The 23,982-nt window shown below is 67.8% G+C and carries 27 protein-coding genes; 11 read left to right on the top strand and 16 right to left on the bottom strand.

Annotated elements, in window-relative coordinates; all coding sequences use genetic code 11:
* Positions 1–64 precede the first annotated feature (64 nt).
* Positions 65–1,432, top strand: a complete 1,368-nt coding sequence (locus ABIA73_RS03420; protein ID WP_032975926.1) for an SLC13 family permease — start codon at positions 65–67, stop codon at positions 1,430–1,432.
* A 104-nt stretch (positions 1,433–1,536) separates the two neighbouring features.
* Positions 1,537–2,256 (top strand): GntR family transcriptional regulator, encoded by a 720-nt coding sequence (locus ABIA73_RS03415; protein WP_032975925.1) that lies wholly within the window; start codon positions 1,537–1,539, stop codon positions 2,254–2,256.
* A 136-nt stretch (positions 2,257–2,392) separates the two neighbouring features.
* Here ABIA73_RS03415 and ABIA73_RS03410 read toward each other — a convergent pair whose 3' ends face one another.
* On the bottom strand, positions 2,393–2,731 hold the full coding sequence (locus ABIA73_RS03410; RefSeq protein WP_088101548.1) for a hypothetical protein: 339 nt from the start codon (positions 2,729–2,731) through the stop codon (positions 2,393–2,395).
* Positions 2,732–2,885: 154 nt separating this feature from the next.
* Here ABIA73_RS03410 and ABIA73_RS03405 point away from each other — a divergent pair, with 154 nt between their 5' ends.
* Positions 2,886–3,833 carry a nucleoside hydrolase gene (locus ABIA73_RS03405; protein WP_032975923.1) on the top strand — a complete coding sequence of 316 codons (948 nt, stop codon included), beginning with the start codon at positions 2,886–2,888 and terminating at the stop codon, positions 3,831–3,833.
* 4 nt (positions 3,834–3,837) lie between these two features.
* On the opposite strand, the gene ABIA73_RS03400 is transcribed toward ABIA73_RS03405, so the two are convergent.
* From ABIA73_RS03400 to ABIA73_RS03380, 5 genes are all read right to left on the bottom strand, one after another.
* Complete coding sequence (locus ABIA73_RS03400; RefSeq protein ID WP_025873906.1) at positions 3,838–5,112, bottom strand: MFS transporter; 1,275 nt, start codon at positions 5,110–5,112, stop codon at positions 3,838–3,840.
* 92 nt (positions 5,113–5,204) lie between these two features.
* Positions 5,205–6,518 (bottom strand): sensor histidine kinase, encoded by a 1,314-nt coding sequence (locus ABIA73_RS03395; protein WP_105163617.1) that lies wholly within the window; start codon positions 6,516–6,518, stop codon positions 5,205–5,207.
* Positions 6,515–7,255 carry a response regulator gene (locus ABIA73_RS03390; protein ID WP_025873908.1) on the bottom strand — a complete coding sequence of 247 codons (741 nt, stop codon included), beginning with the start codon at positions 7,253–7,255 and terminating at the stop codon, positions 6,515–6,517. The genes ABIA73_RS03395 and ABIA73_RS03390 overlap by 4 nt, the downstream gene beginning before the upstream one ends.
* Positions 7,256–7,311: 56 nt before the next feature.
* The gene (locus tag ABIA73_RS03385; RefSeq protein WP_025873909.1) at positions 7,312–7,857 is read right to left on the bottom strand and encodes a redoxin family protein; all 546 of its coding nucleotides are present in this window, start codon (positions 7,855–7,857) and stop codon (positions 7,312–7,314) included.
* A 3-nt stretch (positions 7,858–7,860) separates the two neighbouring features.
* A complete protein-coding gene (locus tag ABIA73_RS03380; protein WP_032975918.1) occupies positions 7,861–8,655 on the bottom strand; it encodes an alpha/beta fold hydrolase in 795 nt (264 codons plus the stop codon).
* Positions 8,656–8,998: 343 nt separating this feature from the next.
* Here ABIA73_RS03380 and ABIA73_RS03375 point away from each other — a divergent pair, with 343 nt between their 5' ends.
* From ABIA73_RS03375 to ABIA73_RS03350, 6 genes are all read left to right on the top strand, one after another.
* On the top strand, positions 8,999–9,643 hold the full coding sequence (locus ABIA73_RS03375) for an HvfX family Cu-binding RiPP maturation protein (protein ID WP_025873911.1): 645 nt from the start codon (positions 8,999–9,001) through the stop codon (positions 9,641–9,643).
* A gap of 102 nt (positions 9,644–9,745) precedes the next feature.
* A complete protein-coding gene (locus ABIA73_RS03370; protein WP_025873912.1) occupies positions 9,746–10,222 on the top strand; it encodes an HvfA family oxazolone/thioamide-modified RiPP metallophore in 477 nt (158 codons plus the stop codon).
* A gap of 54 nt (positions 10,223–10,276) precedes the next feature.
* Positions 10,277–11,122, top strand: coding sequence for an HvfB family MNIO-type RiPP peptide maturase (locus ABIA73_RS03365; protein WP_025873913.1), 846 nt, complete (start codon positions 10,277–10,279; stop codon positions 11,120–11,122).
* Positions 11,115–11,849, top strand: a complete 735-nt coding sequence (locus tag ABIA73_RS03360) for an HvfC family RiPP maturation protein (RefSeq protein ID WP_025873914.1) — start codon at positions 11,115–11,117, stop codon at positions 11,847–11,849. The genes ABIA73_RS03365 and ABIA73_RS03360 overlap by 8 nt, the downstream gene beginning before the upstream one ends.
* Before the next feature lie 50 nt (positions 11,850–11,899).
* The gene (locus ABIA73_RS03355) at positions 11,900–12,538 is read left to right on the top strand and encodes a ferric reductase-like transmembrane domain-containing protein (protein WP_140227573.1); all 639 of its coding nucleotides are present in this window, start codon (positions 11,900–11,902) and stop codon (positions 12,536–12,538) included.
* 23 nt (positions 12,539–12,561) lie between these two features.
* Entirely contained in the window at positions 12,562–13,296 is a 735-nt protein-coding gene (locus tag ABIA73_RS03350; RefSeq protein ID WP_354275432.1) for an SDR family NAD(P)-dependent oxidoreductase, read from the top strand.
* A 36-nt stretch (positions 13,297–13,332) separates the two neighbouring features.
* On the opposite strand, the gene ABIA73_RS03345 is transcribed toward ABIA73_RS03350, so the two are convergent.
* From ABIA73_RS03345 to ABIA73_RS03325, 5 genes are all read right to left on the bottom strand, one after another.
* Positions 13,333–14,469, bottom strand: a complete 1,137-nt coding sequence (locus ABIA73_RS03345) for a metallophosphoesterase (RefSeq protein ID WP_354275498.1) — start codon at positions 14,467–14,469, stop codon at positions 13,333–13,335.
* 82 nt (positions 14,470–14,551) lie between these two features.
* On the bottom strand, positions 14,552–16,090 hold the full coding sequence (locus ABIA73_RS03340) for a TerC family protein (protein WP_032975909.1): 1,539 nt from the start codon (positions 16,088–16,090) through the stop codon (positions 14,552–14,554).
* 62 nt (positions 16,091–16,152) lie between these two features.
* On the bottom strand, positions 16,153–16,377 hold the full coding sequence (locus tag ABIA73_RS03335; protein WP_025873919.1) for a helix-turn-helix domain-containing protein: 225 nt from the start codon (positions 16,375–16,377) through the stop codon (positions 16,153–16,155).
* A 13-nt stretch (positions 16,378–16,390) separates the two neighbouring features.
* Positions 16,391–16,858 (bottom strand): DUF2975 domain-containing protein, encoded by a 468-nt coding sequence (locus ABIA73_RS03330; RefSeq protein ID WP_099785952.1) that lies wholly within the window; start codon positions 16,856–16,858, stop codon positions 16,391–16,393.
* Positions 16,859–17,044: 186 nt separating this feature from the next.
* Positions 17,045–17,638: an NMCC_0638 family (lipo)protein gene (locus ABIA73_RS03325; protein ID WP_100435948.1), complete on the bottom strand. Its 594-nt coding sequence runs from the start codon at positions 17,636–17,638 to the stop codon at positions 17,045–17,047.
* Between the two features lie 132 nt (positions 17,639–17,770).
* Between ABIA73_RS03325 and ABIA73_RS03320 the strand changes: the two genes are divergently transcribed.
* Entirely contained in the window at positions 17,771–18,082 is a 312-nt protein-coding gene (locus ABIA73_RS03320; RefSeq protein ID WP_025873922.1) for a metalloregulator ArsR/SmtB family transcription factor, read from the top strand.
* Positions 18,083–18,093: 11 nt separating this feature from the next.
* Complete coding sequence (locus ABIA73_RS03315) at positions 18,094–19,482, top strand: DUF2867 domain-containing protein (protein ID WP_354275431.1); 1,389 nt, start codon at positions 18,094–18,096, stop codon at positions 19,480–19,482.
* A 42-nt stretch (positions 19,483–19,524) separates the two neighbouring features.
* On the opposite strand, the gene ABIA73_RS03310 is transcribed toward ABIA73_RS03315, so the two are convergent.
* From ABIA73_RS03310 to ABIA73_RS03290, 5 genes are all read right to left on the bottom strand, one after another.
* Positions 19,525–19,956 carry a pyridoxamine 5'-phosphate oxidase family protein gene (locus ABIA73_RS03310; RefSeq protein ID WP_354275430.1) on the bottom strand — a complete coding sequence of 144 codons (432 nt, stop codon included), beginning with the start codon at positions 19,954–19,956 and terminating at the stop codon, positions 19,525–19,527.
* A gap of 144 nt (positions 19,957–20,100) precedes the next feature.
* Positions 20,101–20,601, bottom strand: coding sequence for a GNAT family N-acetyltransferase (locus ABIA73_RS03305; protein WP_354275429.1), 501 nt, complete (start codon positions 20,599–20,601; stop codon positions 20,101–20,103).
* Between the two features lie 11 nt (positions 20,602–20,612).
* The gene (locus ABIA73_RS03300; protein ID WP_248150573.1) at positions 20,613–21,056 is read right to left on the bottom strand and encodes a hypothetical protein; all 444 of its coding nucleotides are present in this window, start codon (positions 21,054–21,056) and stop codon (positions 20,613–20,615) included.
* Positions 21,057–21,128: 72 nt separating this feature from the next.
* Complete coding sequence (locus ABIA73_RS03295; protein WP_309909868.1) at positions 21,129–22,871, bottom strand: GGDEF domain-containing protein; 1,743 nt, start codon at positions 22,869–22,871, stop codon at positions 21,129–21,131.
* A 55-nt stretch (positions 22,872–22,926) separates the two neighbouring features.
* Positions 22,927–23,892, bottom strand: a complete 966-nt coding sequence (locus tag ABIA73_RS03290; protein ID WP_229655702.1) for an AI-2E family transporter — start codon at positions 23,890–23,892, stop codon at positions 22,927–22,929.
* Between the last annotated feature and the right edge of the window lie 90 nt (positions 23,893–23,982).

Raw genomic sequence — 23,982 nt, 5'->3', positions numbered from 1 at the left:
GCCATACCCCGGGATGGCGGGCTTCCATCCGTGCAACACGCGAATCAGGTGTCTGGGAGGGCGCATGACTCCACAAATTGCAACGATCATCGGTCTGGTGATCATGTTCATCGTCGCCACCGCGATGCCGATCAACATGGGCGCCGTCGCCTTCGCACTGGCCTTCATCGTCGGCGGGCTCTGGGTCGACATGGGGGGCAAGGAGGTTCTCGCCGGCTTCCCGGGCGACCTGTTCCTGACCCTGGTCGGCATCACCTACCTGTTCGCGATCGCGCAGAAGAACGGCACCATCGACCTGCTGGTGCACTGGGCGGTGAAAGCGGTACGCGGCCATATCGTGGCCATCCCGTGGGTGATGTTCGTGATCACCGCCGTGCTGACCGCCTTCGGCGCGCTGGGCCCGGCCGCGGTTGCGATCATCGGCCCGGTCGCGCTGCGCTTTGCCAAGCAGTACAACATCAATCCGTTGATGATGGGCCTGCTGGTGATCCATGGCGCGCAGGCGGGTGGCTTCTCGCCGATCAGCGTGTACGGCAGCATCACCAATGGCGTGGTGCAGAAGGCCGGGCTGGAAGTCACCGAAATGGCGGTGTTCCTGACCAGCCTCGGCTTCAACTTCATGATGGCCACGATCTGCTTCTTCGCCTTCGGAGGCATCGCGCTGCTGCGTCGCGGTTCGATCACAGCTGCGGGCACGGTGGGCAACGCGGAGCTGGCGATGGCCGGTGGCCCGCAGGCTTCGTCGCGGCAGTTCGCCATCGAAGGCCATGGTGCGCTGGTCGCAGCCGGTGGTGGCACCCTGTCCAACGATCCGGTGGCACTGGATGCGGTGGGCCTGACCCGCGAGCGCTTGTTCACCCTGATCGGCCTGCTCGGACTGGGTGTGGCCGCGCTGATCTACAACCTCAACGTCGGCCTGGTTTCGATCACCGTTGCAGTGGTGCTGGCCCTGCTGTCGCCGCAGAGCCAGAAGGGTGCGGTGGACGGCATCAGCTGGTCCACCGTGCTGCTGATCTGCGGCGTGGTCACCTACATCGGCGTGCTGGAACATGCCGGTGCCGTGGACTTCATCGGCCACGGCGTCTCCAGCATCGGCATCCCGCTGCTGGGCGCGCTGCTGGTCTGCTACGTGGGCGGCATCGTCTCCGCATTCGCCTCGTCGGCGGCGGTGCTGGGTGCCACCATTCCGCTGGCCGTGCCATTCCTGATGCAGGGCCATCTCAGTGCCGCAGGCGTGATCTGCGCGCTGGCGGTGTCCTCCACCATCGTCGATGTCAGTCCGTTCTCGACCAACGGCGCACTGGTGGTGGCCTCGGCCGCGAAGGAAGAACGCGAAACGCTGTTCCGCCGCTTCCTGGTCTACAGCGGCCTGGTGGTGGCATTTGGCCCGCTGCTGGCGTGGCTGGTGTTCGTGGTGCCGGGCTGGATGTAAATGCCTGCGGTAGTACCGGTCGCTGGCCGGCAACCTCGTGGATCCGCCGAACGATCACGGGTTGCCGGCCAGCGGCCGGCACTACCTGGCGTTACACTTTCCGCATGGCCATCGCTCCCGCTCCGCGTCCTCCGAAGAAGCGCGCCCCTCTGTATGAGGAGGTGGCCGAACACGTGCGCGAGCGGATCTACGACTACCGCCTGCCGCCGGGCGAGTGGATCGACGAGCCGGCGCTGTGCGAGGAACTGGCCATCAGCCGTACGCCCCTGCGCGAAGCGTTGAAGCTGCTCGCTGCCGAAGGCCTGGTGCAGATCGATGCCGGCCGCGGCGCACGGGTTACCCGGCTGACCCTGGAAGACCTCAACCAGCTGTTCCCGGTGATGGCGATGCTGGAAGGCCGATGTGCGCATGAAGCGGTCAAGCACATCGACGACGCAGGCGTGCAGCAGCTGGAAGACCTGCACGCGGCGATGGAAGCGGCGGCCGCCGAGGGCAACATCGCCGAGTACTACCGCAACAACTACCTCATCCACGAGACGGTGCAGCATTACGCCGGCAACCCGTGGCTGATCCGCATCACCCACGACCTGCACCGCATCCTGAAGATGCATCGCGGCCGCCAGCTGCTGGCGCCGGGCCGCACCGCGCAGTCGCTGGCCGAACACCGCGAACTGATGGACTGCTTCCGCCAGCGCGATGCTGCAGCCGCCGAACGCACGATGGAACGCCACCTGCTCAGCCAGGGCCAGGCCTTGGCTGCGTATGTGGCCAGCGGCGGATTGTTGAACGTGCCTGCGCCGTTGCCGACCGAAGGCGGAAGCTGAGCTCATGGGATTGCCCGCCAGCGGCCGGCACTATCCCGGCGAGGCCCGGTCACGGTAGTGCCGGCCTCTGGCCGGCAACCTCGATAGGTCACGTCCGGGTAGTGCCGGCCGCTGGCCGGCAACCTGGAATCTCTCCTCAATCGCCGCCGCCGCAGCTGCCGCCGTCTCCGCCCCCACCGCTGTCGCCACTGCTGCAGTCGGAACTGCTGTAGCTGTGGTGGCTGTTGCTGTCTCCGGAATAGCCCCCGGAGAAATCGGCCGGTCCACCGCCGCTGCCATCGGCGCGCGCGGGCGAACCATCGGCGGTAGCCATCGCCATGCACACGATCGCGCCGACCAGCGGCAGCAGCCACACCACCAGCAGCTGCCCGGCGCGGCTGCTGGCGGGAAGGTCATCGCGGCCCAGCACCACGAAGCTGGCCACCAGGTTCAGCCCCAGCACCAGGGCAATCAGGACGAGGGTCACAGCCAGCATGGCGCAGCTCCTTGCGACGGGTTCGGGCCCGCAGACGATACCACCGCCGCCGGTTCGCCCTGCCTGTCATGAAGATGGGACAATGTGGGGCGCGCCGGCCTGCCCTCGGGGCCGCCGGCCCCCCTGCACCACACGGAAGAAGAAGAACAACAACATGCTGAAAGTCATTTTCGATACCGACCCGGGCGTCGACGACGCGCTGGCGCTGCTGTACCTGCACAAGCACCCGCAGATCGACCTGATCGGCGTCACCACCACCTTCGGCAATGCCTCGGTGGAGTCGACCACCCACAACGCGCTGTACCTGAAGCAGGCCTGGGGCCTGTCCGCGCCGGTCGCGCGCGGCGCCGACGGCCCGCTGCAGCCCGAAGCCACCCCGGAAGCCTGGCCGGTGCACATCCATGGCCACAACGGCCTGGGCAACCACCCGGTGCCGGAAGCGCTGGACGCAACCGCCGACAGCCGTCCCGCGCACCAGCTGATCATCGACCTGGTGCGCGCCCATCCGGGCGAAGTGACCCTGGTGGCGGTCGGCCGCATGACCAACCTGGCGCTGGCCCTGCAGCAGGCCCCGGACATCGCCGGCCTGGTGCGTGGCGTAGTACTGATGGGCGGTGCGTTCCACGTCAACGGCAACATCACCCCGGCGGCCGAGGCCAACATCTGGGGCGACGCGGAAGCGGCCGACATCGTGTTCACCGCCCACTGGCCGGTCACCGCGATCGGCCTGGACGTGACCACCCGCGTCGAGATGAACCGCGACGGCCTGGACAAGCTGGCCGCGATCGGCGGCGCCGATGCCGAACTGGTGCGCGCCCTGTCGCAGGACTACGTCGACTTCTATCTGCAGGCCGGCCACAAGGGCATGGTCGTGCACGACTGCTGCGCCTGCATCGCCCTGACCCGCCCGGAGCTGTTCCAGTTCGAGCGTGCCAGCGTGCGCGTGGCCACCGACGGCGTCGCCCGTGGCATGACCATTCCCAAGCCGGAAGGCATGGGCTTCGGCCCAAGCGTGTGGGACGGCCATGTCCTGCAGTCCATCGCCATCGGCGTGGATGCGGCCGCGGTGCTGGCCGACATCGAGCAGACCCTGAAGGTCTAAGCGCTCACTGCCCGCCCCGGGACACGGGGCGGGTCTTCGGCACGGTCTCCGGCAGCGTCCACAGCACCGGCAGCACCAGCACCGCCACCAGCGCGATCATCGCCCCCGGCGCCGCCGCCCAACCGCTGCGTTCCACCCACCATTGCGCCAACCACGGCGTCGCCCCGCCAAACACTGCGGTGGCCATGGTCACCCCCAGCGCCAGTCCACTGACCCGGCCCTCGCCGGGGAACTGCTCGGCCGTGGCCGGTGCCGCCACCGCACTGATACCGCCGGCCACACAGGCCAGGCTCACCGCTGCCAGCACGATGCCCAACGGCGCAGCAGAGGCCATCCAGCCAAACATCGACAGCGGCAGCAGCGCTGCCAGCACCGTCAGCCCCAGCAGCAGCGGACGCCGCCCGAAGCGATCGGACAGCGCCCCGCACAGCGGGGTGATCGCGATCACCGCCACCGCCGCAATCGTCGACAGCCACAGCGCATCACCTTCATCGTGCCCCTGCGCGTGCAGGAACGCCGGCACATACGTAATGCCCACGTAGTAGGTGATCGAACCCAGTGCGGAAATCGCGAACGTGCGCGCCACCGCACCAGGATGGTTGCGCAGCACGTGCCGCAGCGGCGTAGCCGGAATGCTGCCTTCGCGCCGCTGCCGTTCGAACTCCGGCGATTCGTGCATGCCCGAACGCGCGATCAGGATCACCAGTGCCAGCGCCGCGCCGAACAAGAACGGGATCCGCCAGCCCCAGCTGTCCAGCTGCGGCGCAGGCAGCAGGGCCACGGTGAGCGCGGAGATCGCCACCGCCAGCAACGCGCCCACTTCGCTGGCCGCCGAGGCCAGCGAGGTGACCAGGCCACGTCGTCGCGCCGGCGCGCTTTCCAGAAGATAGGCGACCACGCCGGTGTATTCGCCGCCCACGGAGAAGGCCATCACGCAGCGCAGGATCAGCAACAGCACGCCAGCAGTCGCACCGGCAGTTGCCGCGGTCGGCAGCAACGCGGTGGCCAGCATGGCCGCGGCCATCAACGCCATCGAGGCCAGCAGCATCCAGCGCCGGCCGAGCCGGTCACCCAGGTGGCCGAAGCACAGCGCACCGAGCGGACGCATCAGGTAGGACACCGCGAAGCCGGCCAGGGTGACCAGCATCGCCTCTTCGCCACCGCCGAAGAACACCCGCGACAGCACCGTGGCGAAGTACAGGTACAGGGTGAAGTCGTACCACTCCACCACCGTGGACAGGCCGGCCACCCACATCGAGCGCTGCCGTCCTGCGGTCATTGCGTGCTTTCCTTCATGGCCGCAGCGTGTCATGAAGGCGGTGACGATGCAGTAGATCCACGCCATGCGTGGATGGCTTGCCCCGCCAGACTTCAGGCCGGCAACTGCAACAGCGCCTGCAAACCGCCGCCCTCGCGATTGTGCAGCCGTAGAGAACCACCGAGCGATTGCGCCAGCTGCACGGCGATGGCCAGACCGAGCCCGGTACCGCCGGTATCCCGGTTGCGTGAGCTTTCCAGCCGATGGAAGGGCGCCAACACCGCCTGCAGCTGGTCTTCGGGAATACCGGGGCCACGATCGGAAATCCGAATCCACGCCCTGCCCACCTCATCGCGACCGGCATCAATCTCCGCGCTCCCGGCATAGCGCAAAGCGTTGTCGACCAGATTGCCGACCACCCGCCGCAGTGGTTGCGGCCACGTCTGCACGATCAGGCCGCTCGGGGCGCCACCACTGACTGGCTTGCCCACGTCCTGGTAATCGCCGACCACGCTGGACAGGAATGCCGCCAGATCCATTGCCACCGGCTCACCACTGGCCACATGGCTGCTGCGCGCGTACGCCACGCCTTCGCGTACCAGCTGTCCCAGATGGTCCAGGTCGGCCAGCAGCCGTTGCTGGGTGGCGTCTTCAGGCAGCGTTTCCACCCGCAGCTTCATCCGCGTGATCGGCGTCTGCAGATCGTGCGAGATCGCCGCCAGGATCTGCAGGCGTTCACTGACATGACCCCGGATGCGGGCCTGCAGTGCGTTGAGTGCCGTTGCTGCGGTGCCTACCTCCGCTGGACCGTCTTCAGGCAGCGCCGGCCCGTCCTGGCCGGGCTGCAGGTGCTCCATCGCGTGCGACAGCTGTGCCAACGGCCGCATCGCCAGCCGTACCGCCAACCATGCGCACAGCAGCAGCAGTGCCAGCTGCGCCATCAGCACCAGCGGTAACCAGCGTGCCAGTGGCAGGCCGGACGGTGTGACCTCGATGGTCAGCGGCGTGCCGTCGTGCAGGCGCAGCTCCACTTCGAAGCGCTCGGGCATACGCGAGACCTGCCGCGCCTGCAGCGGATATCGATGCCGCAGACTGTCATCGATGATGCTGGTGACCTGTCGCGCACGATCAGTCTCCGGCGCAGGGCCGGCCGCGGCCGGGCGCAACAGATAGCGGTAGGTTCGCCGTTCCAGACGCGGCACCCACGCTTCGCGCTCGCTGGCGGGCAAGCGCTCCAGCAAGGCCACGCTCACGGCTACGTCCTCGTCGAGGTTGCGCAGCATCATGCTGCGGGTGGACTGGTAGCGCTCGTAGAACAGCAGGCCGAACGACAGCGCATGGGCCAGAGTCAGCCCACCCAGCAGCAACAGCAGCAGCCGCGCCGACAGCGTGCGCGGCCACGGCAGGCGGCGCGCCGCGGCGTTCATTCCTCCGGCCCCAGCAACTGCACCGGCACGCTGAACACATAGCCTTCGCTGCGCACGGTCTTGATGTAGGTCGGCTCACGCGCATCGTCGCCCAGGCGCTGGCGCACGCGGCTGACCAGCAGGTCGATCGAGCGGTCGAACAGCTCCGCATCGCGGCCCTGGGTGAGGCTGAGCAGCTGGTCGCGGCTGAGCACACGGTTGGCGTGGTCAAGGAACACGCGCAGCAGCCGGAACTCGGCGCCGCTGAGCGGATAGGCGGTGTCCTGCGCGTCCAGCAGGTGGCGGGCGGTGGTATCCAGGCGCCATTCGCCGAATGCCAGCTGGCGGCCGGCTTCGCTCACCTGCAGGTTCGGCGGCAGCATCTGCGTGCGGCGGATCACCGCGTTGATGCGTGCCAGCAGTTCGCGCGAGGAGAACGGTTTGGTCACGTAATCATCGGCGCCCATTTCCAGGCCGATGATGCGGTCGGTCTCATCATCGCGGGCGGTCAGCAGCACCACCGGCACGGCGCGGTGCTTGCCGGCCCGCAGGTTGCGGCACAGGCTCAAGCCATCCTCGCCGGGCATCATCACATCCAGCACCACCAGGTCCACCGCATGGGTGTCCATCAGCGCGCGCATCGCGCGGCCACCATCGGCCTGGCTGACGCGCAGGCCGTTGCGCTGCAGGTAGTCGGCCAGCATCTGGCGGATGTCGCTGTCATCGTCGACGACAAGGATGTGCGGTACGTGGTTCATCGTATTCTCTATCGAGGCAGGGGCGAAGCCGCGCGACGCGGCCATGGTAGCGCGGCTCAGGGGCTGGCCAGCAGGCGCTGGATCTCGCTTTCGGTACGCGCATAGTCGCCTTCACCGTAGTGCCGGTAGACCACCCGCCCCTGCCGGTCGATCAGGTACAGCGCGGGCCAGAAACGGTTACCCCACGCGTTCCAGATCCGGTACTGGTTGTCCTGCACCACCGGCCAGGTGATATCCAGCCGGTGGATCGCACGGCGCACGTTTCCCGGCAGCCCTTCATACGCGAATTCGGGGGTGTGCACGCCGATCACGTGCAGGCCCTGTTCCGCGTATCGGCGATGCCACTGGTGAACGTACGGCGCCACGTTGAGGCAGTTGCTGCAGGTGTAGGTCCAGAATTCGACCAGCACCACCTGCCCGCGCAGCTGCTGCAGGGTCAGCGGCGGGCTGTTGTGCCATGGCCCACCGCCGCTGAATCCCGCAGCGGGTGCGGCCTCGGCAGTCTGTGCACCGGCTTCGGGGCTTGGCCACGCAAGCAGCAGCGCAACGGCGCCGAGCAGGGACAGCAGCAGCGGCACGGTATAGGCACGAAGCGTGGCCATTGCTCAGCCCCCCTGCTCGGCCAGCGGCAGCTCGGCCGGCTTCACACCGGCAGCTTCCAGGATGCTGTCGGCCACCTGCGCGGGGTGCGAGAGCAGCGAGACATGGCTGCTGCCGATCGACTGCAGCTGCGCGCCAATGCGCTGCGCGGTGGCGACCTGCAGCTGCGGCGAGAGCATGCGGTCATCGCGGCTGACCACGTACCAGCTCGGCTTGCTGCGCCATGCCGCCGTGGTCACGGCCTCACCCAGCGCACTGGCCTTCAACGGCACCTGCGTGCTGTACAGCAGGGCGGCGGCCTTCTTCATCACGTCGGGTGCGAAATCCTGGGCGATGGCATCGGCCGGCAGGGTCAGGTAACCGTCTTTCTCCTGCAGGCGGGTCAGCCCGGGGCCGACCGGGAAGCCTTCGCCCTGCTGCGCGGAGGACTGGCCGACATCCGGTGCGAACGCGGCCACGTAGACCAGCGCCTGCACCTTGGGATCGTCGCCCGCTTCGGTGATGACCGTGCCGCCCCAGCTGTGGCCGACCAGCACCACCTTGCCGGGCGCGGCAGCGATCGCGCGACGGGTAGCGGCAACGTCATCGGCCAGCGAGGTGAGCGGATTCTGTACCGCCACCGCCGGCAGCTTCCAGGCATGCAGGGTGCCGATGACCTTGTTCCAGCTGGAGCCATCGGCGAAGGCGCCATGCACCAGGATGATGGTGGGCGGCGCGCCGGCATCGGCCTGCACGGCGAAGGCGGGGGTGGCGGCGCCGGCCAGGGCCAGGGCAGCGGCAAGCAGGGTGGTGCGGATCATGGGTGGCACTCCGGTGTTGGGAGTGGCCATTTCCGCGTGCCGGTGTATCGCTGCTGTTTCGCTGTGATGCCGAGTTGTACCGGACTGTAGGGCGGCGGCGGGTTCCTACAGTGGGATACATTCGGCCGCTGGGCATGCCCCGGCGCCATCGGGTGGATATCGTTCCCCGCACGCGGGCGCGCAACGCGCCGATGCGCCCCCGATGCGGCGTCTTTGTATCCAACTGTACGAAACCCCTGCCGCAGCCACAGTCGCTGACAAAACCCCGGGCATCGGCACACGTTGCCGATACCTGCGTGGCCCGAAATGGCCTCCATCGACCACCGGCCCGCAGGACACACCCATGATCAGCACCGCCTCCTCCCTCTACACCCCACGCCTGGATGCCGTCGGCCGCTGGCTTTCGCCGCTGGCCCTGCGCGCCCTGCTCGCCTGGGAATTCTTTGAATCCGGCCGCGAGAAGCTGGGCGGCCAGAACTGGTTCGCCGATCTGGAAGGCCGGTTCCCGTTCCCCTTCTCCACCCTGCCCGCCTCGCTCAACTGGCAGCTGGCCACCTGGCTGGAACTGGTGGGCGCGGTGATGCTGCTGCTGGGCCTGGCCACGCGCTCGGTGGCGTACATCTTCTGGGTGCTCACCATCGTGGCCATCGCCGCCGTGCACTGGCCGGACCAGTGGAACGGTCTGGATGAACTCTGGCGAGGCTATGCGATCACCGACCAGGGCTACGGCAACTTCAAGCTGCCGCTGCTGTTCCTGGCCATGCTGCTGCCGCTGATCCTCAACGGTGCTGGATCACTCAGCCTGGACCGTCTGCTTGCCAGCCCGCAACACGCCGCCGCAGACGATGACGGCCTCGGCTGGGGCAGCAGCCTGATCGCGCTGCTGCTGCCGGTCGCCGCACTACTGCCCGGCGTCGGCTTCGGCGGTGCCCTGCTCGGCGCCGCGTTGTTGCTGGCCCATGTCCTGCGCCGTCGCCGCAGCGCCTGATCCGCTTCCGCCCTCTCCCACCCTTCCTCGCATCGCATTCCGTCGCCTTCCAGCGGCGTCCATCCCGCACGCCCTGCGTGCACATCCCAAGGAGTCATCACCATGTCCGTCTCGACCAATAACACCTCTGCTTCCCGTCTGCCGCGCATCGGCGCCATCGGCATCGCCCTGGCCGGCGGCCTGCTGCTGGCCGGCCAGGCTGCCGCGATCCAGCCGCTGGCGATCAGTGCCGTGGCCATGAGCGCCGCCGCCGAAGGCAAGTGCGGTGAAGGCAAGTGCGGCGCCAACAAGGCCACCACCAGCAAGCCCGCCGGCAAGGCCAAGGTAGCCGAGGGCCAGTGCGGCGAAGGCAAGTGCGGCGACGCCTCGTTTGCCCGGACCGACCGTGACCACGACGGAAAGGTGTCGCGTGCCGAGTTCAATGCCGTGGCCGCCAAACGTGCCGCCGAATTCGACCGCATCGACACCGACCACGACGGTTACATCAGCGAGCAGGAAGCGCACGACTACCTGCGCAGCGTCTATACCGCCAATGGCAAGCCGATGCCGAAGGGCCTGTTCTCGCGCGTTGCCGACTGATTGCCCGCACCCGGTGCCGCCCTTGTGGCGGCACCTCATCCCGGAGTACCCACCATGTCCCTGCCTTTGCCTACCGCCAGTGCGGGCCTCGGCCTGCGCCGAGGCCTGATCGATGAGCTTCTGGCGATGCCGGCCGATGCCATCGACTTCCTCGAATGCTCGCCGGACAACTGGATCGGCGTCGGCGGTGCACACGGTGCCGCGCTGCGCCAGCTGAGCGAGCGCCACCGCCTGACCTGCCACGGTCTTTCGCTGTCACTGGGTGGCCCGGACCCACTGGACCGCACGCTGCTGCAACAGACCCGCGCTTTTCTCGACCTGCACCAGGTACAGCTGTACAGCGAACACCTGAGTTACTGCGCCGCCGGGGGCCACCTCTATGACCTGCTGCCGCTGCCGTTCACCGCCGAGGCCGTAAGCCACGTTGCCGGTCGCATCGCCCAGGTGCAGGACAGCCTGGGGCGTCGTATCGCGGTGGAGAACATCTCCTACTACGCAGTGCCCGCTGCCGACATGAGCGAGATCGAGTTCATCACTGCCGTGCTTGCCGAAGCCGACTGCGACCTGCTGCTGGACGTCAACAATGTCTTCGTCAACGCCTGCAACAATGGCTACGACGCCTTCGATTTCCTGCGCCGCGTGCCGGCCCACCGCGTGGCCTCCCTGCATGTGGCTGGCCACTTCGACGAGGACGACGGCTTCAAGATCGACACCCACGGCGCGCCGGTGAAGGGTGTGGTCTGGGCCCTGCTACGCCAGGCCTATGCGCACGTCGGCGTGCGCCCCACCCTGCTGGAGCGCGACTTCAATTTCCCGCCGCTGGCCGAACTGCTGGCTGAAGTGCAACAGATCCGCAGGGCCCAGGCCGACGCCGAGTTGCCGGAGGTGGCCCATGGCTGAGTCCCTGGCCACGTTGCAGCGGCGCTGGGCCGACCATGTGCGCGATCCCTCGATGCCCGCACCCGATGGCATCGCGGCATGGCGGCTGGCGATCTACCGCCGCCTGTGCATCGACAGCCTGGACAACCTGCTGGCCGGCAGCCTGCCGCGCCTGCATCAACAACTGGGCGAAGCGCGCTGGCGTGGCCTGGTCGAGCACTACTACGCGTACCACGACTGCCACACCCCGCTGTTCCCGCAGATCGCCAGCGAGTTCGCTGCATGGCTGGCGGCGCAGGACACGTTCGCGCTGCCCGGCTGGGCGGCGGAACTGGCGCACTACGAGAGCACGCAGCAGGCACTGCACATCGAAGCGCGTGATGCCGGGCATTCGTTGCACTCCATGCCTGCGGGCAGCGACGTGCTGGCGCTGTCGCCGCTGGTGCGGGTACTGGGCTACCAGTGGCCGGTGCATGAGGACGCCGGACTGGACGATGCGCCCGCCAGCGAGCCGACACTTCTGCTGCTGCGTCGCCTGGCGGACGACCGCCTGCAGGTCGAGGAACTGGCACCGCTTGCATATGCGCTGTTGTCGTCATTTGGCAACGAGGGTGCGCGCGTGGACGACGCCCGGCAGGCGCTGGCTGAGGCGCATGGCGTGGCCACCGATGCACTGCGCGTGGTGGCCGCGCCCTTGCTGGGCGAACTGTGCGCGGCCGGCGTGCTGGTCGCGCTGACCGGGTTCTGAGATTGCCGGCCAGCGGCCGGCACTACCCCTATCTGATTCGAGGTCTGACCATGGCTGTTTCCAACACTTCCTTGCTGCATGGCTGGCGCCTGTTCATGGCCATCGCCGCAGTCCTGATCGCCTTTGCGCTGGCAGCCTTCGCTCTGCAACCGGATCTGGCCGAGGGCAGCCGCGCAGCGATCCGGGTCACTGCCCGCACGTCGTTCCTGCTGTTCCTGGCCGCGTTTACGGCATCGTCATTTGCCACCCTGCTGCCCGGGCCGACCACCCGCTTCCTGATGCGCGAACGCCGCATCATCGGCCTGTCGTTTGCGTTCTCGCATCTGCTGCATGCCTTCGCCATCACCGCGTTCGGCATCCTCAATCCGGCGTTCTGGCCAGCGCGCTCCGCCCTTGCCAATCTTCCCGGAACGATGGGTTACGTGGCCATCCTGGCGCTGGCCATCACCTCGCACCGGAGCATCGCCAGGCGCATGGGTCCAACCGCCTGGCGGCGACTGCACGTCACCGGCATGTGGGTCATCGCGGCGGTGTTCACCTATTCGTACTTCAAACGTGTACCCACGAACTTCTGGTATGCGGTGCCTTCGGCACTGCTGTTCACCGCCTTCGTGGTCCGCTGGATCGGCAAACGTGCTCAGTCGCTGCGCCGCAGCGCCCACGCCCGTCCTTCCCTGCCAGCGGCCTGATCATCCCCAACCGGAGTTTGAACATGACAGTCTCTTCCTCTCGCCGCCGTGCACTGGTCATCGGCGGCTCACGCGGCATCGGTGCGGCCATTGCGCAACGCTTGGCCGTTGATGGCCATGACGTCGCCATCACCCACGTCTCGCGCCCCGATGGGGCGCAGGCATCGCTTGATGCCATCCGCGCGCACGGTGGCCGCGCGCTCGCCTTCCAGGCTGACAGCAGCGATGCCGATGCGTTGCGCCGGGCCGTGGCCGCCGCTGCGCAGGCCTTCGGTGGGTTGGATGTGCTGGTGGTCAATGCCGGCCTGTACCGGCATACACCGATCGACAGCGTGGATCTGCCTACGCTGGACCAGCTGCTGGCGGTGAACATACGTGGCGTGGCGCTGGCCATCCAGGCGGCCCTGCCGCATCTGTCCGGCGGTGGCCGCATCATCACCATCGGCAGCAACACTGCCGTGCGCAGTGGTTCGCCCGGCAGCAGCCTGTATGCGATGAGCAAGGCGGCGGTGGCCGCTCTGGTGCGCGAGCTGGCGCTGGAGCTGGCCCCCAGCGGCATCACCATCAACAACCTGCAACCCGGCCCGACTGCGACCGACATCACCGCCGGGCTGGATGAAAAGCTTGCTGCGCGGGTACCCCTGGGCCGCATTGCCCAGCCTGCCGAGATCGCGTCATTGGCCAGTTGGGTAGCGGGGCCGGAAGCGGGCTACATGACAGGCAGCAGCCTGACCATCGATGGAGGCTTCATCCTCTGAGCCGTTGCACGATCCCCCATCCCACACCCCACCGCATCACGGCGCCCGGCGCAGGGTGATCATCGTAATCTCCGACGGGACGCCGATGCGGGCCGGGAACCCGGCCCACAGGCCGGCACCGTTGCTCACGTACAGCGTCATGCCATCCACCGCGTAGCGACCGGAGACGAAGCCGCCGTTGGCGCGCTTCACCAGCTGGTCCATGCCGATGATCTGTCCGCCATGGGTGTGCCCGGACAGCTGCAGCTTCACTCCGCGTGCAGCGGCCTCGCGTGCATTGCGTGGCCGATGGTCGAGCAGGATCACCGGTGCGCTGGGGTCGGCACCGGTCAGGGCGGCCTCCAGGTCGGGCAGCGGCAGGCCATAGCGTGCGGCGACCGGGTCGGTGACGCCGGCGATGGTCAGTGCTGCCCCGCCACGGTGCACCTGGGTGTGGCTGTTTTCCAGCACCTGCATGTGCAGTGCACGGAAGGCCTGCATCCATTCGCTGTACTGCGCGTAGTACTCGTGGTTGCCGGTAATGGCGATCACCCCGTCCGGCGCACGCAGGTCCGCCAGTGGGGTGTAATCGTTGCGGCGCGCCTGCACGCTGCCGTCGATCAGGTCGCCGGTGATCACCACCAGATCCGGTTGCAGTGCGTTGCTTGCAGCCACGACCTGGCGCACCCAGTCGCCGGTCAGCAGGCGGCTGGCGTGGATGTCGGTGAGCTGCAGCACACGGTAGCCATCGAAGGCCTGCGGCAGGCCGCTGATGGCCACCTCGATCTGCCGTGGCTTGGGTACGGCCATGCCCTGGCTGACACCGAAGGCACTGAGCAGCAGCGCCAGCACCGCGGCAGTCGGGCGCAGCGCCTTGCTGCGCAGTACGGAAAGGGCGCGCGGGGCGCGCAGCAGGCGCGCAGCCAACAGGCCTGCGTCCAGCACCAGCAACGCCAGGGCCAGCAGCAGCACGGCGGTGGAACCGGTGGCCAGCGTGGCAATGGCCATCTTCGGAATTTCCGGGGAGGCCATCGTGCCCCAGAAGCTGGCGACGATGCGCAGCTGCACGGCAATGCCCACCAGCAGCACCGACAGCACCACCTTCGACCAGACAGGCAGGCGCAGCGGCCAGAACAGGCGCCAGGCCACATACAGGCCCATCAGAAAACCAATCGTACTCAGCACTACGACAATCCAGAACGGCGAACAGGCCCGCCATGGTGACGGCAGAAGATGGCAATGGATAGAGCCGGGCATGGGCCCAGCCCCGACATCGTCATGCTTCCGGCAGGCGTTCCACCCGCAACCGCGTGATGCGCCGCTTCTCCATCGCCAGCACGGTGATGCGGATACCGGCCACCTCCAGCGTGTCGCCGATGTCGGGCAGGCGCCCCAGTTGCTCCAGCACCAGCCCGGAAATGGTCATGTAGTCCGCGCTGCGCGGCAGCGACACGCCGGCCAGTCGCTGCAGGTCGTCCAGGGTCAGCGCGCCGTCGGCGTCCCAGCAGTCCTCGCCCTGTGCAACCACGCCATAGCGCTCGTCCTGGGTATCGGCCAGGTCACCGGCGATCGCCGCCAGCAGGTCGTTGGCCGTTACCAGGCCTTCCACGCTGCCGTACTCGTCCACCGCCACTGCCAACGGCACCGGGTGCTGGCGGATCAGCTCCAGGGCCTGCAACGCACTGGCGCTGGACAGCACGTACTGCGGCTCGCGCAGGTTGCCTTCCAGTTGCAGTGGCTTGCCCTGCAGCAGGTCGGCCAGCAGGTCACGGCTCTGCACCACGCCACGCAGGCTGTCCAGGTCGCCCTCGCCCACCAGCATCCGCGTATGCGGCGACGCCACCAGGCGTGCGACCACATCGTCGTGACCACGCGCCATGTCGATCCACTGCACGTCGGCACGCACCGTCATCACGCTCGATACCGGACGGTCGGCCAGGCCCAGCACACTGCGGATCATCTCGTGCTCGGCGGGCTGCAGGCGTTCTTCGGTGCTGCCGCGCTCATCGGCTTCATCTTCATCGTGGCCATTGGCCTGGCGCGCACCCAGCAGCCGCAGCACGGCATCGGCAGTACGCTGGCGGAACGGCTGGCGCTGCTCGTTGCGCTCGCGGTTGAAACGTATCCACTGGTTGAACGCTTCCACCAGGATCGAGAACGCGATGGCCGCGTACAGGTACCCCTTCGGAATCCTGTAGCCCAGGCCCTCGGCCACCAGGCTGAAACCGATCATCAGCAGGAAGCCCAGGCACAGCACCACCACGGTCGGGTGCTTGTTGACGAAGCGGGTCAGCGGCTTGCTGGCCAGCAGCATCAGCGCCATCGCGATGGTCACCGCCGCATACATCACGCCGAGGTTGTCGACCATGCCGACCGCGGTGATCACCGAATCCAGCGAGAACACCGCATCAAGCACCACGATCTGCGCCACCACCATCGCAAAGCTGGCATAGACCTTCTTGCCGTCCTCGTGATGCTCGCGGCCTTCAAGCCGCTCGTGCAGCTCCATGGTGCCCTTGAACAGCAGGAACAGGCCGCCGCCGAGCAGGATCAGATCGCGGCCGGAGAAGCTGTGCTCCAGCAGCGTGACCAGTGGTTCGGTCAGTTTCATGATCCAGGCCAACGCAGCCAGCAGCACCAGCCGCATCAGCAGCGCCAATGCCAGGCCGATCACCCGCGCGCGGTCGCGCTGGTGCGGCGGCAGCTTGTCGGCCAGGATCGCGATGAACACCAGGTTGTCGATGCCGAGAACGATCTCCAGCACGACCAGGGTTGCAAGGCCCATCCATATCGAGGGGTCAGCCAACCATTCCATTTCAGGTCCGTTTCGTCAGTAAGGGAAAAGTGGTGCGGTGCAGGCGTGCGGCGCGGCCAGGCTCAATCCGCATCCTGCGCCTGCGCAGGGTCATGCCCGAGCAGGTCGCCAGGGCTGCATTGCAGTTCGCGGCAGATCGCATCGAGGGTGGAAAAGCGGATCGCGCGTGCCTTGCCGGTCTTCAGGATCGACAGGTTGGCCAGGGTGATGTCAATGCGCCCGGCCAGCTCGGACAAGGTCATGCCGCGCTGCTGCAGCATGCGGTCGAGGGTGATGACGATCGCCATCAGATCATGCCCATCAGATCACACCGTCCAGATCGTCGCGCATCGCTGCGCCAACGGTGAACACCCGCGCCAGCACGAACAGCATCAGCACGGCCACCAGGCCGGTGATCGACATGCCACCGCCAACTTCCATCCACGCAAAGTCCGGCCCCATCCAGCTGGCATACAGACCGATCACGATGGACAGCACCTCCATCGCCAGCATCAGCCAGGCCATGCGTTGCAGGCGTACGGCATTGGCATGGGTGAAGGGGCGTTCGTTGGCCGCAGAACGCAGCAGCCGCGCCAGGTGGCGCAGGAACACCAGGCACAGCACCAGCAGCGCGACGATGGCGGCCAGGCCCGCGCAGAAATGCAGGAACAGATGCGAACCGTGCATGGCCGCGGCCTGCGCGTCGTGCACGCTGTCCAGCAGCCAGCTGCGGTCGTAGGCCACCAGCGGCACCGCCAGCAGCGCGGCCAGGATGCCCAGCCAGCACATCGCGCGCACCGCCTGCACGGCGGTCTGGGCCAGGGTGAACAAGCCGCGCGCAGGAAGGGCGCGGGCGGGACGAGCGGTCAAGCAGCCTCCGATGTGGAGCGGCCCTGCCGCCCCGGGGTGGATTTATCGATAAACGATATATCACATCTCCGGGCTGTTGGCTGAATCGCGTGTACTCCGGCAGCGCTACCGGGCGGGTGCCGGTGCAGGCGGCGCGGCCTGTTCGCGCATCGCCTCGCCCGGCGAGGCCGAGGCCATCGCCTGCACCCCCGCCTCGGCGGCCTGCCGGGTGACCAGCCGGAAGCGCACGCGCAGCTTGCTTTCGCCCGGTGTTGCCCAACCGTACTGGATCGCCACCTGGTCGCCGGACAATGGACCGCGCGAGGGCAGCGAGCGGATCTGCAGCGGCTTCGGTGCGGCCTGCATCAGCCGCGCGAAGCCCTTCTGCACTACCGCCGGGTCGGCCTTCTCGGCATACACGGTGCAGGTGCCATCATCGGCCCAGCTGACCGCGTAGCGGCCACTGGCCAACGGCACCATCCATGCCATGCCCGGCTGGCCCTGCAGCAGCGTAGCGGCCTCGGCCGGCTGCAGCGGCGTCAGGCCATTGGCATCCATCAGCGACTGCAGCCGCGCCGGCGCGCCGATGTGCTGCATGCAGGCAGTGTCGAACAGTTCGCTGAAGGGATCCTGCGCCGGTGCCTTCGGCGCACGCGCAGGCCGGGCCATCACCACGATCGGCAGCAGCAGGCCAGCGATCAGCCAGGGCGCAGGGCGCATCGGAACTCCACGGAACGGAAAACAGCGGGGAGGATGACAAAGCCGGGAGGCAGTACGCAACGGGCACGCCTGCGCTTGACATCACCTGCCGCCAGGGGGGAACATCAGTTAACGAATTAGTTAACTGCAACCATGGACCGCATCTTCGAAGCCCTGGCCTCCACCGCACGCCGGCAGATCCTGGCCTACCTCAGCGCCGGCGAACTCAGCGCCGGCGAGCTGGCCGAGCGCTTCGATTTCAGCAAGCCGGCACTCTCCAGCCACCTGCGCATCCTGGAAGACGCTGGCCTGATCGAACGCGAGAAGCGCGGCCAGTTCGTGTACTTCCGGCAGGTGCCCGACCGCCTGGCCAACACGCTGTTTTCCTGGGCTGCCGAAGTCTGTCCGGTCGGCGGCCCGCTGAAGCGCGAAGCGCGCGCACGCCGCAAGACACCCGCCCGCTGAGGAGCACTGCGATGCCCGGTTCGACCCGCACCAGCCGTTCGTTCCCGAGTATCCAGCTTCCGGCACACGACGGTGGTGGCCCGGTGGAAGTCACCCTGATCGCGCAGCTCGGCATCGGTGCCGGCGATGCGCTGGTAAGCGATGCCAGCCAGCGCCAACGTCACCACCCGGCCTTCATCGATGCGCTGGACGAGCCCTCGGCACGGCTGGGTGGCATGCACCTGCAGCACGGCGATCCGTCATCGCTGTACAGCTTCGTGGTGGGTGCCGGCGGCCATCCCTTCCACCGCCATGCCGGGCCGCGCATGTTCACCGCCATCGCCGGCAGTGCCGGTGCCGAGCTGCGGTTTGCCAGCGCATCCGATCAGCAGCTGGCGGACGATCCCTCGCACTTCCTGCGGTCGCTGCGTCGTGTCCGCATCCCGCCCGATTGCCTGTTCACCGTGCGCTTTGGTGGTGGCACCTGGCACCAGTTCGCCTCGAACAGTCCGGCCCACCCTGCCCTGTTCGCGCTCTCGTGCCACAGCAATGAGCTGGCCGGGGCGATGAGCGCGCAGGCGCGCGCACTGGCACAGGCAAACGCCGCGGACATTCCCAGCCTGACCGACGTGCTGCCAGCAGCGCACTGGCCCAGCGCAACCACACTTGCCGCCACGCCGTTGCTGCAACTGTCACTGCAGGCGGCAGCGCCCAGCCTGCGCGCACGCCTGTGCGTGCAGACGCGCACGTTGCTGGGGCCGCTGCGTCGCTTCAGCCTGGAGCCACTGCGCGGATTCGTGGAGCGGGCGACGCCGGCGTACCCGGTCTGCAGCAGCGCGTCGTCGCCTTCAGCGGGAATGCTCGCCAGCGCCCTGCCGCACGGTCACTACAACGACACGACCACGCTGACCCTGCACGGCGGGCAGACCCGCCATCGATCGGCCTCCGCCCTGCTGGCCGACATACTGGACGGGTTCCTGCGCAACCCGCCGGCGGGCGTCGGCCGCTTGATGGCCCTGCGCAATCGTCTGGTTGCACCACTGCGCCTGCGCACTTCGCCGCTGGGCTGCCCGGTGTCGTCGCTGCTGTCCACCGATCGCAGCCGCGTGTTCGGCGGACGTTTCCCGGTGCTGGATGCCCGAGTAGATGCGGAAGACCGGTGTGCCGAAGTGCTGCTCGGCGCAGACGACCGCCATCTCCGCTTCCGCAGCAGCGTGCGCGTGCAGTTCTGCGAGGACGGCCAGGTCCAGATCAGCCTGGGCTCGCGCGTGCAGACGCTCAATGCGTTTGGCCGCTTCTACATGGCCATGATAGACAGCGCCCATCGCCATTACGTGGCCCCGGCACTGCTGCGCCGCGCCGTTGAACATGCGCTGGCACCGGAACTGGCCGCGTGGTCCGGCACGCCTGTACATTCCTGAGCTGCGGCAGCAATGTGCAGGGGCCCTGTGCGGCCCCCGCGATCAGACCACGATCTCGCCTTCGTCCTCGCCATCCCAGTAATGGATGCGGCTGGCGTGTACGTGGATCAGCACCAGACCCGGCGTATCCACGCCCTGCTCGAACCACCGCTCCAGGTCCTTCACCCAATGCTGGGCCATCGTGGCGCGATCGCGGACCAGCGCCGCCCTGCCCTGCACGTGCACGAACAGCGGTGGCTTGCCCAGCAGCGACTTGCTGCCGGTCAGGACCAGCGCCACGTTCGGGTCGGCGCTGATCTCGCGCACCATGTCGGTGTTTTCCATGGTGAAGAACCAGCTGTCGCCGTCGTAGTCCACATCGCCGTTGTTGCTCATCGGGCGGCCAGCAATCTGGCCACCGGCATGGGTCTGCAGCATGGTGAAATCGATGCCGGCCATCTTCTTGGCCAGTTCGGGAAGGGTGAGCGTGGTCATGGGCAGTTCCTTCAACAGATGGGTGTCCAGCGTCTGCCCGACGCGGTGACCGATACGTGGATGGCTGCTGGCGCCTTCTTCACGCAGTGGCCGCAGTTGGCATTCCCGCGTGCAGCGCCCCCGCGCCGCGGTGACCGTCACTCATCAGCGCGGATAGCGGAACACCAGGTCATCCGGATCGCTGCGCACCGCCTGCGCATCCAACACGCCGCCGAGGCGGACCGCCACTGCCTGCGAGGCGTGGTTTTTCGCTGCCATGTAGCTCACCAGCGTCGGCAATCCGCGCACCACGAACGCCCAATCACGCAGCGCCGCCGCCGCTTCGCTGGCGAAACCCTGCCCTTCCTGCCCGGCATACAGCAACCAGCCCAGTTCCTGTTCCGGAAACAGCGGGCCATGGTTGATGCCGACCTGGCCGATGCACTCGCCCGTGTCGCGGCGCTCGATCATCAACGCGCCGTGGCCGAACAGATGCCAGCTGGCCAGGTCGTGGCAGAACTGCCCCCACGCGGCGACCTCAGCGAACGGCCCGCCCATGCCGCGCGCTCGGGGCGACGCCAGGAACGCGGCATACACCGGGAAGTCATCCAGGCATTGCGCGCGCAGGCGCAGGCGCGGTGTCTCCAGCACAGGGATGTGGATCATGCGTGTGCCAGTCAGTACACGGCCAGGAAGCCGCAGCCGCGGCGTTGTGGTTGGCCCTCGACAGTCACCTGCACGCTGGCCGACGTATCCACGCCTTCGGCGTTGCGGCAGGGCTCGCGCTTGATCTCGACGATGGTGGGCTGCTTGCCCAGCTCACCGTTGAGTACCGTCAACGAACTGGGCGCACCGGCCGGCTGGCCGAGGTAGCGCAGCATTCCAGCGCTGCTGCGGCCAGCAACGGTGAGCGTGGCATCGTGGTTGCCCTTGCCGGTGGAGGCGATCTCGATGGACCAGCCGGCGCCCCCGCCGGTGAAGGCAGGCACCGGGCTGGCATCAGCGGCGATCGACGGATGACGTGGCGCATCGGCGCCCGGATCGGGCCGCGGTGTGCTGCTGGCGCAGCCAGCGAACAGGCCCGCCAGCAGCGTGGCAGTCACAACGGAACGCAGGGTCATGGCGTACTCCTGGGACGGGCGAGTGGCCAGTCTAGGCAGCAGCGCGTGCGCTGCCGATGAACGAGGCTGCCCTCAGCGTGCCGCACGTCCAGCAGGGGACACCTGCACCCGGTCGCGGCCCAGCGCCTTGGCCTCGTACATGGCGGCGTCGGCGGCACGCACCAGCGCGTGCCAGCCGATCGGATCAAGCGCGCCCTGGGCAACACCGAAGCTGGCCGTGACCCGCAGGATGTCACGGCTGCCCAGCACGATGTCGTGCGCACGCAATGCCACCCGCAGCGACTCGGCCAACCGCCGGCCACTGGCCAGATCACCATCGGCCAGCAGCACCAGGAATTCCTCGCCGCCGTAACGGGCGATGCTGTCGTTGCGGCGCAGATGGCTGCGCAGCAACTGCGCCACCTGCACCAGCACGTCATCGCCGGCCGCATGCCCCTGGCCATCGTTGATCGCCTTGAAATGGTCCACGTCCAGCAGAATCACCACCGCCTGCGTGCTTCCCTCGGCACGCCGCTGTCGTACCCGTTCCTCCAGCGAGCGCCGGTTCAACAGGCCGGTCAGCTGATCGGTATCGGCCAGCTCGCGCAGCTCACGGGTCAATGCCGAGCGCTGGTGCGACTTCGCCCGCAGTACCTCGATGGCATCGAACAGGCGCTGCATTTCCGCCATCGGGTGGGTGGCATGCTGCTCTGCACCCGGCGTGTCCGAGGCGATCTGGATCACCTGCGCCTGCGCCTGCAGCAACGGCCGCAGGATCTGCACGTGGGCGATGCGCAGTGCCAGCGCAAGCAGCAGCAGCGTACCCAGCACGGTGGCACCCAGCACGGCCAGGCGTACCGCTTCCTTGTTGCGGGTGTGCTGGAAGCGCGCGATCGAAACGCCGAGGTAGCCATCACGCAGCGCTTCCAGCGATTGCAGGGTGGGCACGTAGCGCGCGGTGAACTCGGCCGCCGTCCAGGGTGGCGGTACGCCGCGCCGGCCATCGTCGATCAGCTGTTCCACCATCGGCAGCGACTGGCCGAAGAACTGCCGGCGCGCCATGTCCCAGTGCAGGGACAGCGCCGGCTCGCTGCGGAACACCGATTCGTGGCTGGCCGCCAATCGCCACAGCTCCAACAGGCGGCCCTCGGTCTGCTGCGCGGCGCGTACCTGCGACTCGCGCCACGCGCCGGGCACGGCCAGCGGCGCCATCACGTTGGATGCCAAGCGGCCACCGTGCTCGCGCAGGTCGATCAGGATCTGCCCCTGCATGGCAGGAATCGCGGCTTCGCGATCAGCCGCGACCAGATCGCTGATCTGCACCGAGGTCAGCGCCTGCAGCCGGTCGTACACCGCGAACATGTTGTTGATCGCGTGCTCCACCTCCTCTGCCGAGCGCTCGCCTCTTGGCAGCGCGGCCACCCGGTCGACCGCGGCGCGCGCAGTCTGCAACCGGCGCCGCGCTTCGTGCAGGCGCGGTGTTTCGTCCACCACCCGCGGGTCGTTCTGGAACACGCTCTGCAGGTGCTGCGTCGCTGCGTCCACCCGCTGCCGTGCGACCGCCAGCTGCGCGGCCAGTCGGCGCTGCTCCTGCACATCGGTGCTGTCGGCGCCGAGCAGGCTGTTGGCCGGTCCACGCTCGGCCGACACCAGATTGGCCAGTTCGAAGGTCTGCTGCAGTTGCTGCAGGCTGACCAGGTTGGCCTCGGCTTCGGTGTAACGCTGCGTGCCCTGCACCAGCGCGATGGCCATCAGCGGCAGCGTGCACAGCACGAACAGGCCACCGAGCATCCAGAGCCAGGTCTGCAGTCCGTTTGGCGATGCCCTGCGGCCCATCGATGTGTCCCCTGGCGTGCGGATCAGTGTAGCGCTCTGCCCGGGTGAAGGCGGGTCAGATCCAGCGCTGGTCCACCAGTTCGCGCTTCACGTAGGCGTAGAACACCGGCGCGGCTACCAGCCCGGGCAGGCCGAAGGCCGCCTCCATCACCAGCATGGCCAGCAGCAGCTCCCAGGCGCGCGCCTGGATCTCGCCGCCGACGATGCGCGCGTTGAGGAAGTACTCCAGCTTGTGGATCACCACCAGGTACAGCAGCGCAGCCACGGCCACGTAGAACGACACCGACAGCGCGACGATGGCGATGATGGTGTTGGAGATGATGTTGCCCACCACCGGCAGCAGGCCCGCCAGGAAGGTGATCAGCACCAGCGTCTTCGACAACGGCAGGTGCACGCCGAACAACGGCAGCACGCCCAGCAGGAAGATGGCGGTGAACACGGTGTTGAGCAGCGAGATCTTCACCTGCGCGAACACCACCTGGCGGAACGCCGTGGCCAGGCGGCTGGTGCGGCCGATCAGTTCCTGCGCCAGCGGGCCCATCTTCGGCAGCGGCAGTTCGTCATACAGCGCGATCATCGCACCCAGCACCATGCCGATCAGCACCCGCACGCCCACCTGCACCACCGATGTGCCGGCCACGCCCAGCTGGCGCTGGTGCTCGGCGGCCCATTCGTTCACGGCGGCGCGCAGCGCCGTCAGATCCTCGGGAATGTAGGGCTGCAGCAGGGCCGGCACCTGGTGGCGCGAGGTGTTGAGGATGTCCATCAACCGCGCCAGCAGCACGTCCGGGCCACCGGTCTCATTGCGGAAGAACGAGGCCACGCCGATACCGGCCAGCACCAGCACGCTGATGATCACCGCCGACAGCACGATCACCGCGATCGCCCGCGCCCGGCCGGGACGCAGCTTGCCTTCCACGGTGGAGGCCAGCACATGGGTCAGCTGGAACACCAGCAGCCCCGACAGCAGGGTCACCACCAGGCCAAGCTTCAGTGCCAGCCACATGCCCAGCAGCATCATCAGCCAGGCGGCGATGCGTGCGGCGGGAGGCCTGGGCAGGGTCGGGATGACGAGGGACATCGGGGCACATCCTGGTGGGGTGGCCCATGG

It is taken from the genome of Stenotrophomonas sp. 2694 (assembly GCF_040548715.1).
Lineage (GTDB): Bacteria > Pseudomonadota > Gammaproteobacteria > Xanthomonadales > Xanthomonadaceae > Stenotrophomonas > Stenotrophomonas indicatrix.
This window is presented reverse-complemented; position numbering and strand designations above follow the sequence as displayed.

Bases quoted from the DNA above. Each gene is read 5' to 3' on its own strand.
- ABIA73_RS03315 (WP_354275431.1), top strand. From the start codon at position 18,094: ATGCCCGGTTCGACCCGCACCAGCCGTTCGTTCCCGAGTATCCAGCTT.
- ABIA73_RS03330 (WP_099785952.1), bottom strand. From the start codon at position 16,858: ATGTGCTGGCTGGGCATCCTGGCCGCGCTGCTGGCGGTGCCGCTGGTG.
- ABIA73_RS03410 (WP_088101548.1), bottom strand. From the start codon at position 2,731: ATGCTGGCTGTGACCCTCGTCCTGATTGCCCTGGTGCTGGGGCTGAAC.
- ABIA73_RS03290 (WP_229655702.1), bottom strand. From the start codon at position 23,892: ATGATGCTGCTGGGCATGTGGCTGGCACTGAAGCTTGGCCTGGTGGTG.
- ABIA73_RS03310 (WP_354275430.1), bottom strand. From the start codon at position 19,956: ATGACCACGCTCACCCTTCCCGAACTGGCCAAGAAGATGGCCGGCATC.
- ABIA73_RS03380 (WP_032975918.1), bottom strand. From the start codon at position 8,655: ATGATCCGCACCACCCTGCTTGCCGCTGCCCTGGCCCTGGCCGGCGCC.
- ABIA73_RS03355 (WP_140227573.1), top strand. From the start codon at position 11,900: ATGGCTGTTTCCAACACTTCCTTGCTGCATGGCTGGCGCCTGTTCATG.
- ABIA73_RS03400 (WP_025873906.1), bottom strand. From the start codon at position 5,112: ATGACCGCAGGACGGCAGCGCTCGATGTGGGTGGCCGGCCTGTCCACG.
- ABIA73_RS03295 (WP_309909868.1), bottom strand. From the start codon at position 22,871: ATGGGCCGCAGGGCATCGCCAAACGGACTGCAGACCTGGCTCTGGATG.
- ABIA73_RS03420 (WP_032975926.1), top strand. From the start codon at position 65: ATGACTCCACAAATTGCAACGATCATCGGTCTGGTGATCATGTTCATC.
- ABIA73_RS03335 (WP_025873919.1), bottom strand. From the start codon at position 16,377: ATGGCGATCGTCATCACCCTCGACCGCATGCTGCAGCAGCGCGGCATG.
- ABIA73_RS03300 (WP_248150573.1), bottom strand. From the start codon at position 21,056: ATGACCCTGCGTTCCGTTGTGACTGCCACGCTGCTGGCGGGCCTGTTC.
- ABIA73_RS03395 (WP_105163617.1), bottom strand. From the start codon at position 6,518: ATGAACGCCGCGGCGCGCCGCCTGCCGTGGCCGCGCACGCTGTCGGCG.
- ABIA73_RS03305 (WP_354275429.1), bottom strand. From the start codon at position 20,601: ATGATCCACATCCCTGTGCTGGAGACACCGCGCCTGCGCCTGCGCGCG.
- ABIA73_RS03375 (WP_025873911.1), top strand. From the start codon at position 8,999: ATGATCAGCACCGCCTCCTCCCTCTACACCCCACGCCTGGATGCCGTC.
- ABIA73_RS03340 (WP_032975909.1), bottom strand. From the start codon at position 16,090: ATGGAATGGTTGGCTGACCCCTCGATATGGATGGGCCTTGCAACCCTG.
- ABIA73_RS03370 (WP_025873912.1), top strand. From the start codon at position 9,746: ATGTCCGTCTCGACCAATAACACCTCTGCTTCCCGTCTGCCGCGCATC.
- ABIA73_RS03325 (WP_100435948.1), bottom strand. From the start codon at position 17,638: ATGCGCCCTGCGCCCTGGCTGATCGCTGGCCTGCTGCTGCCGATCGTG.
- ABIA73_RS03415 (WP_032975925.1), top strand. From the start codon at position 1,537: ATGGCCATCGCTCCCGCTCCGCGTCCTCCGAAGAAGCGCGCCCCTCTG.
- ABIA73_RS03385 (WP_025873909.1), bottom strand. From the start codon at position 7,857: ATGGCCACGCTTCGTGCCTATACCGTGCCGCTGCTGCTGTCCCTGCTC.
- ABIA73_RS03320 (WP_025873922.1), top strand. From the start codon at position 17,771: ATGGACCGCATCTTCGAAGCCCTGGCCTCCACCGCACGCCGGCAGATC.
- ABIA73_RS03360 (WP_025873914.1), top strand. From the start codon at position 11,115: ATGGCTGAGTCCCTGGCCACGTTGCAGCGGCGCTGGGCCGACCATGTG.
- ABIA73_RS03365 (WP_025873913.1), top strand. From the start codon at position 10,277: ATGTCCCTGCCTTTGCCTACCGCCAGTGCGGGCCTCGGCCTGCGCCGA.
- ABIA73_RS03350 (WP_354275432.1), top strand. From the start codon at position 12,562: ATGACAGTCTCTTCCTCTCGCCGCCGTGCACTGGTCATCGGCGGCTCA.
- ABIA73_RS03405 (WP_032975923.1), top strand. From the start codon at position 2,886: ATGCTGAAAGTCATTTTCGATACCGACCCGGGCGTCGACGACGCGCTG.
- ABIA73_RS03390 (WP_025873908.1), bottom strand. From the start codon at position 7,255: ATGAACCACGTACCGCACATCCTTGTCGTCGACGATGACAGCGACATC.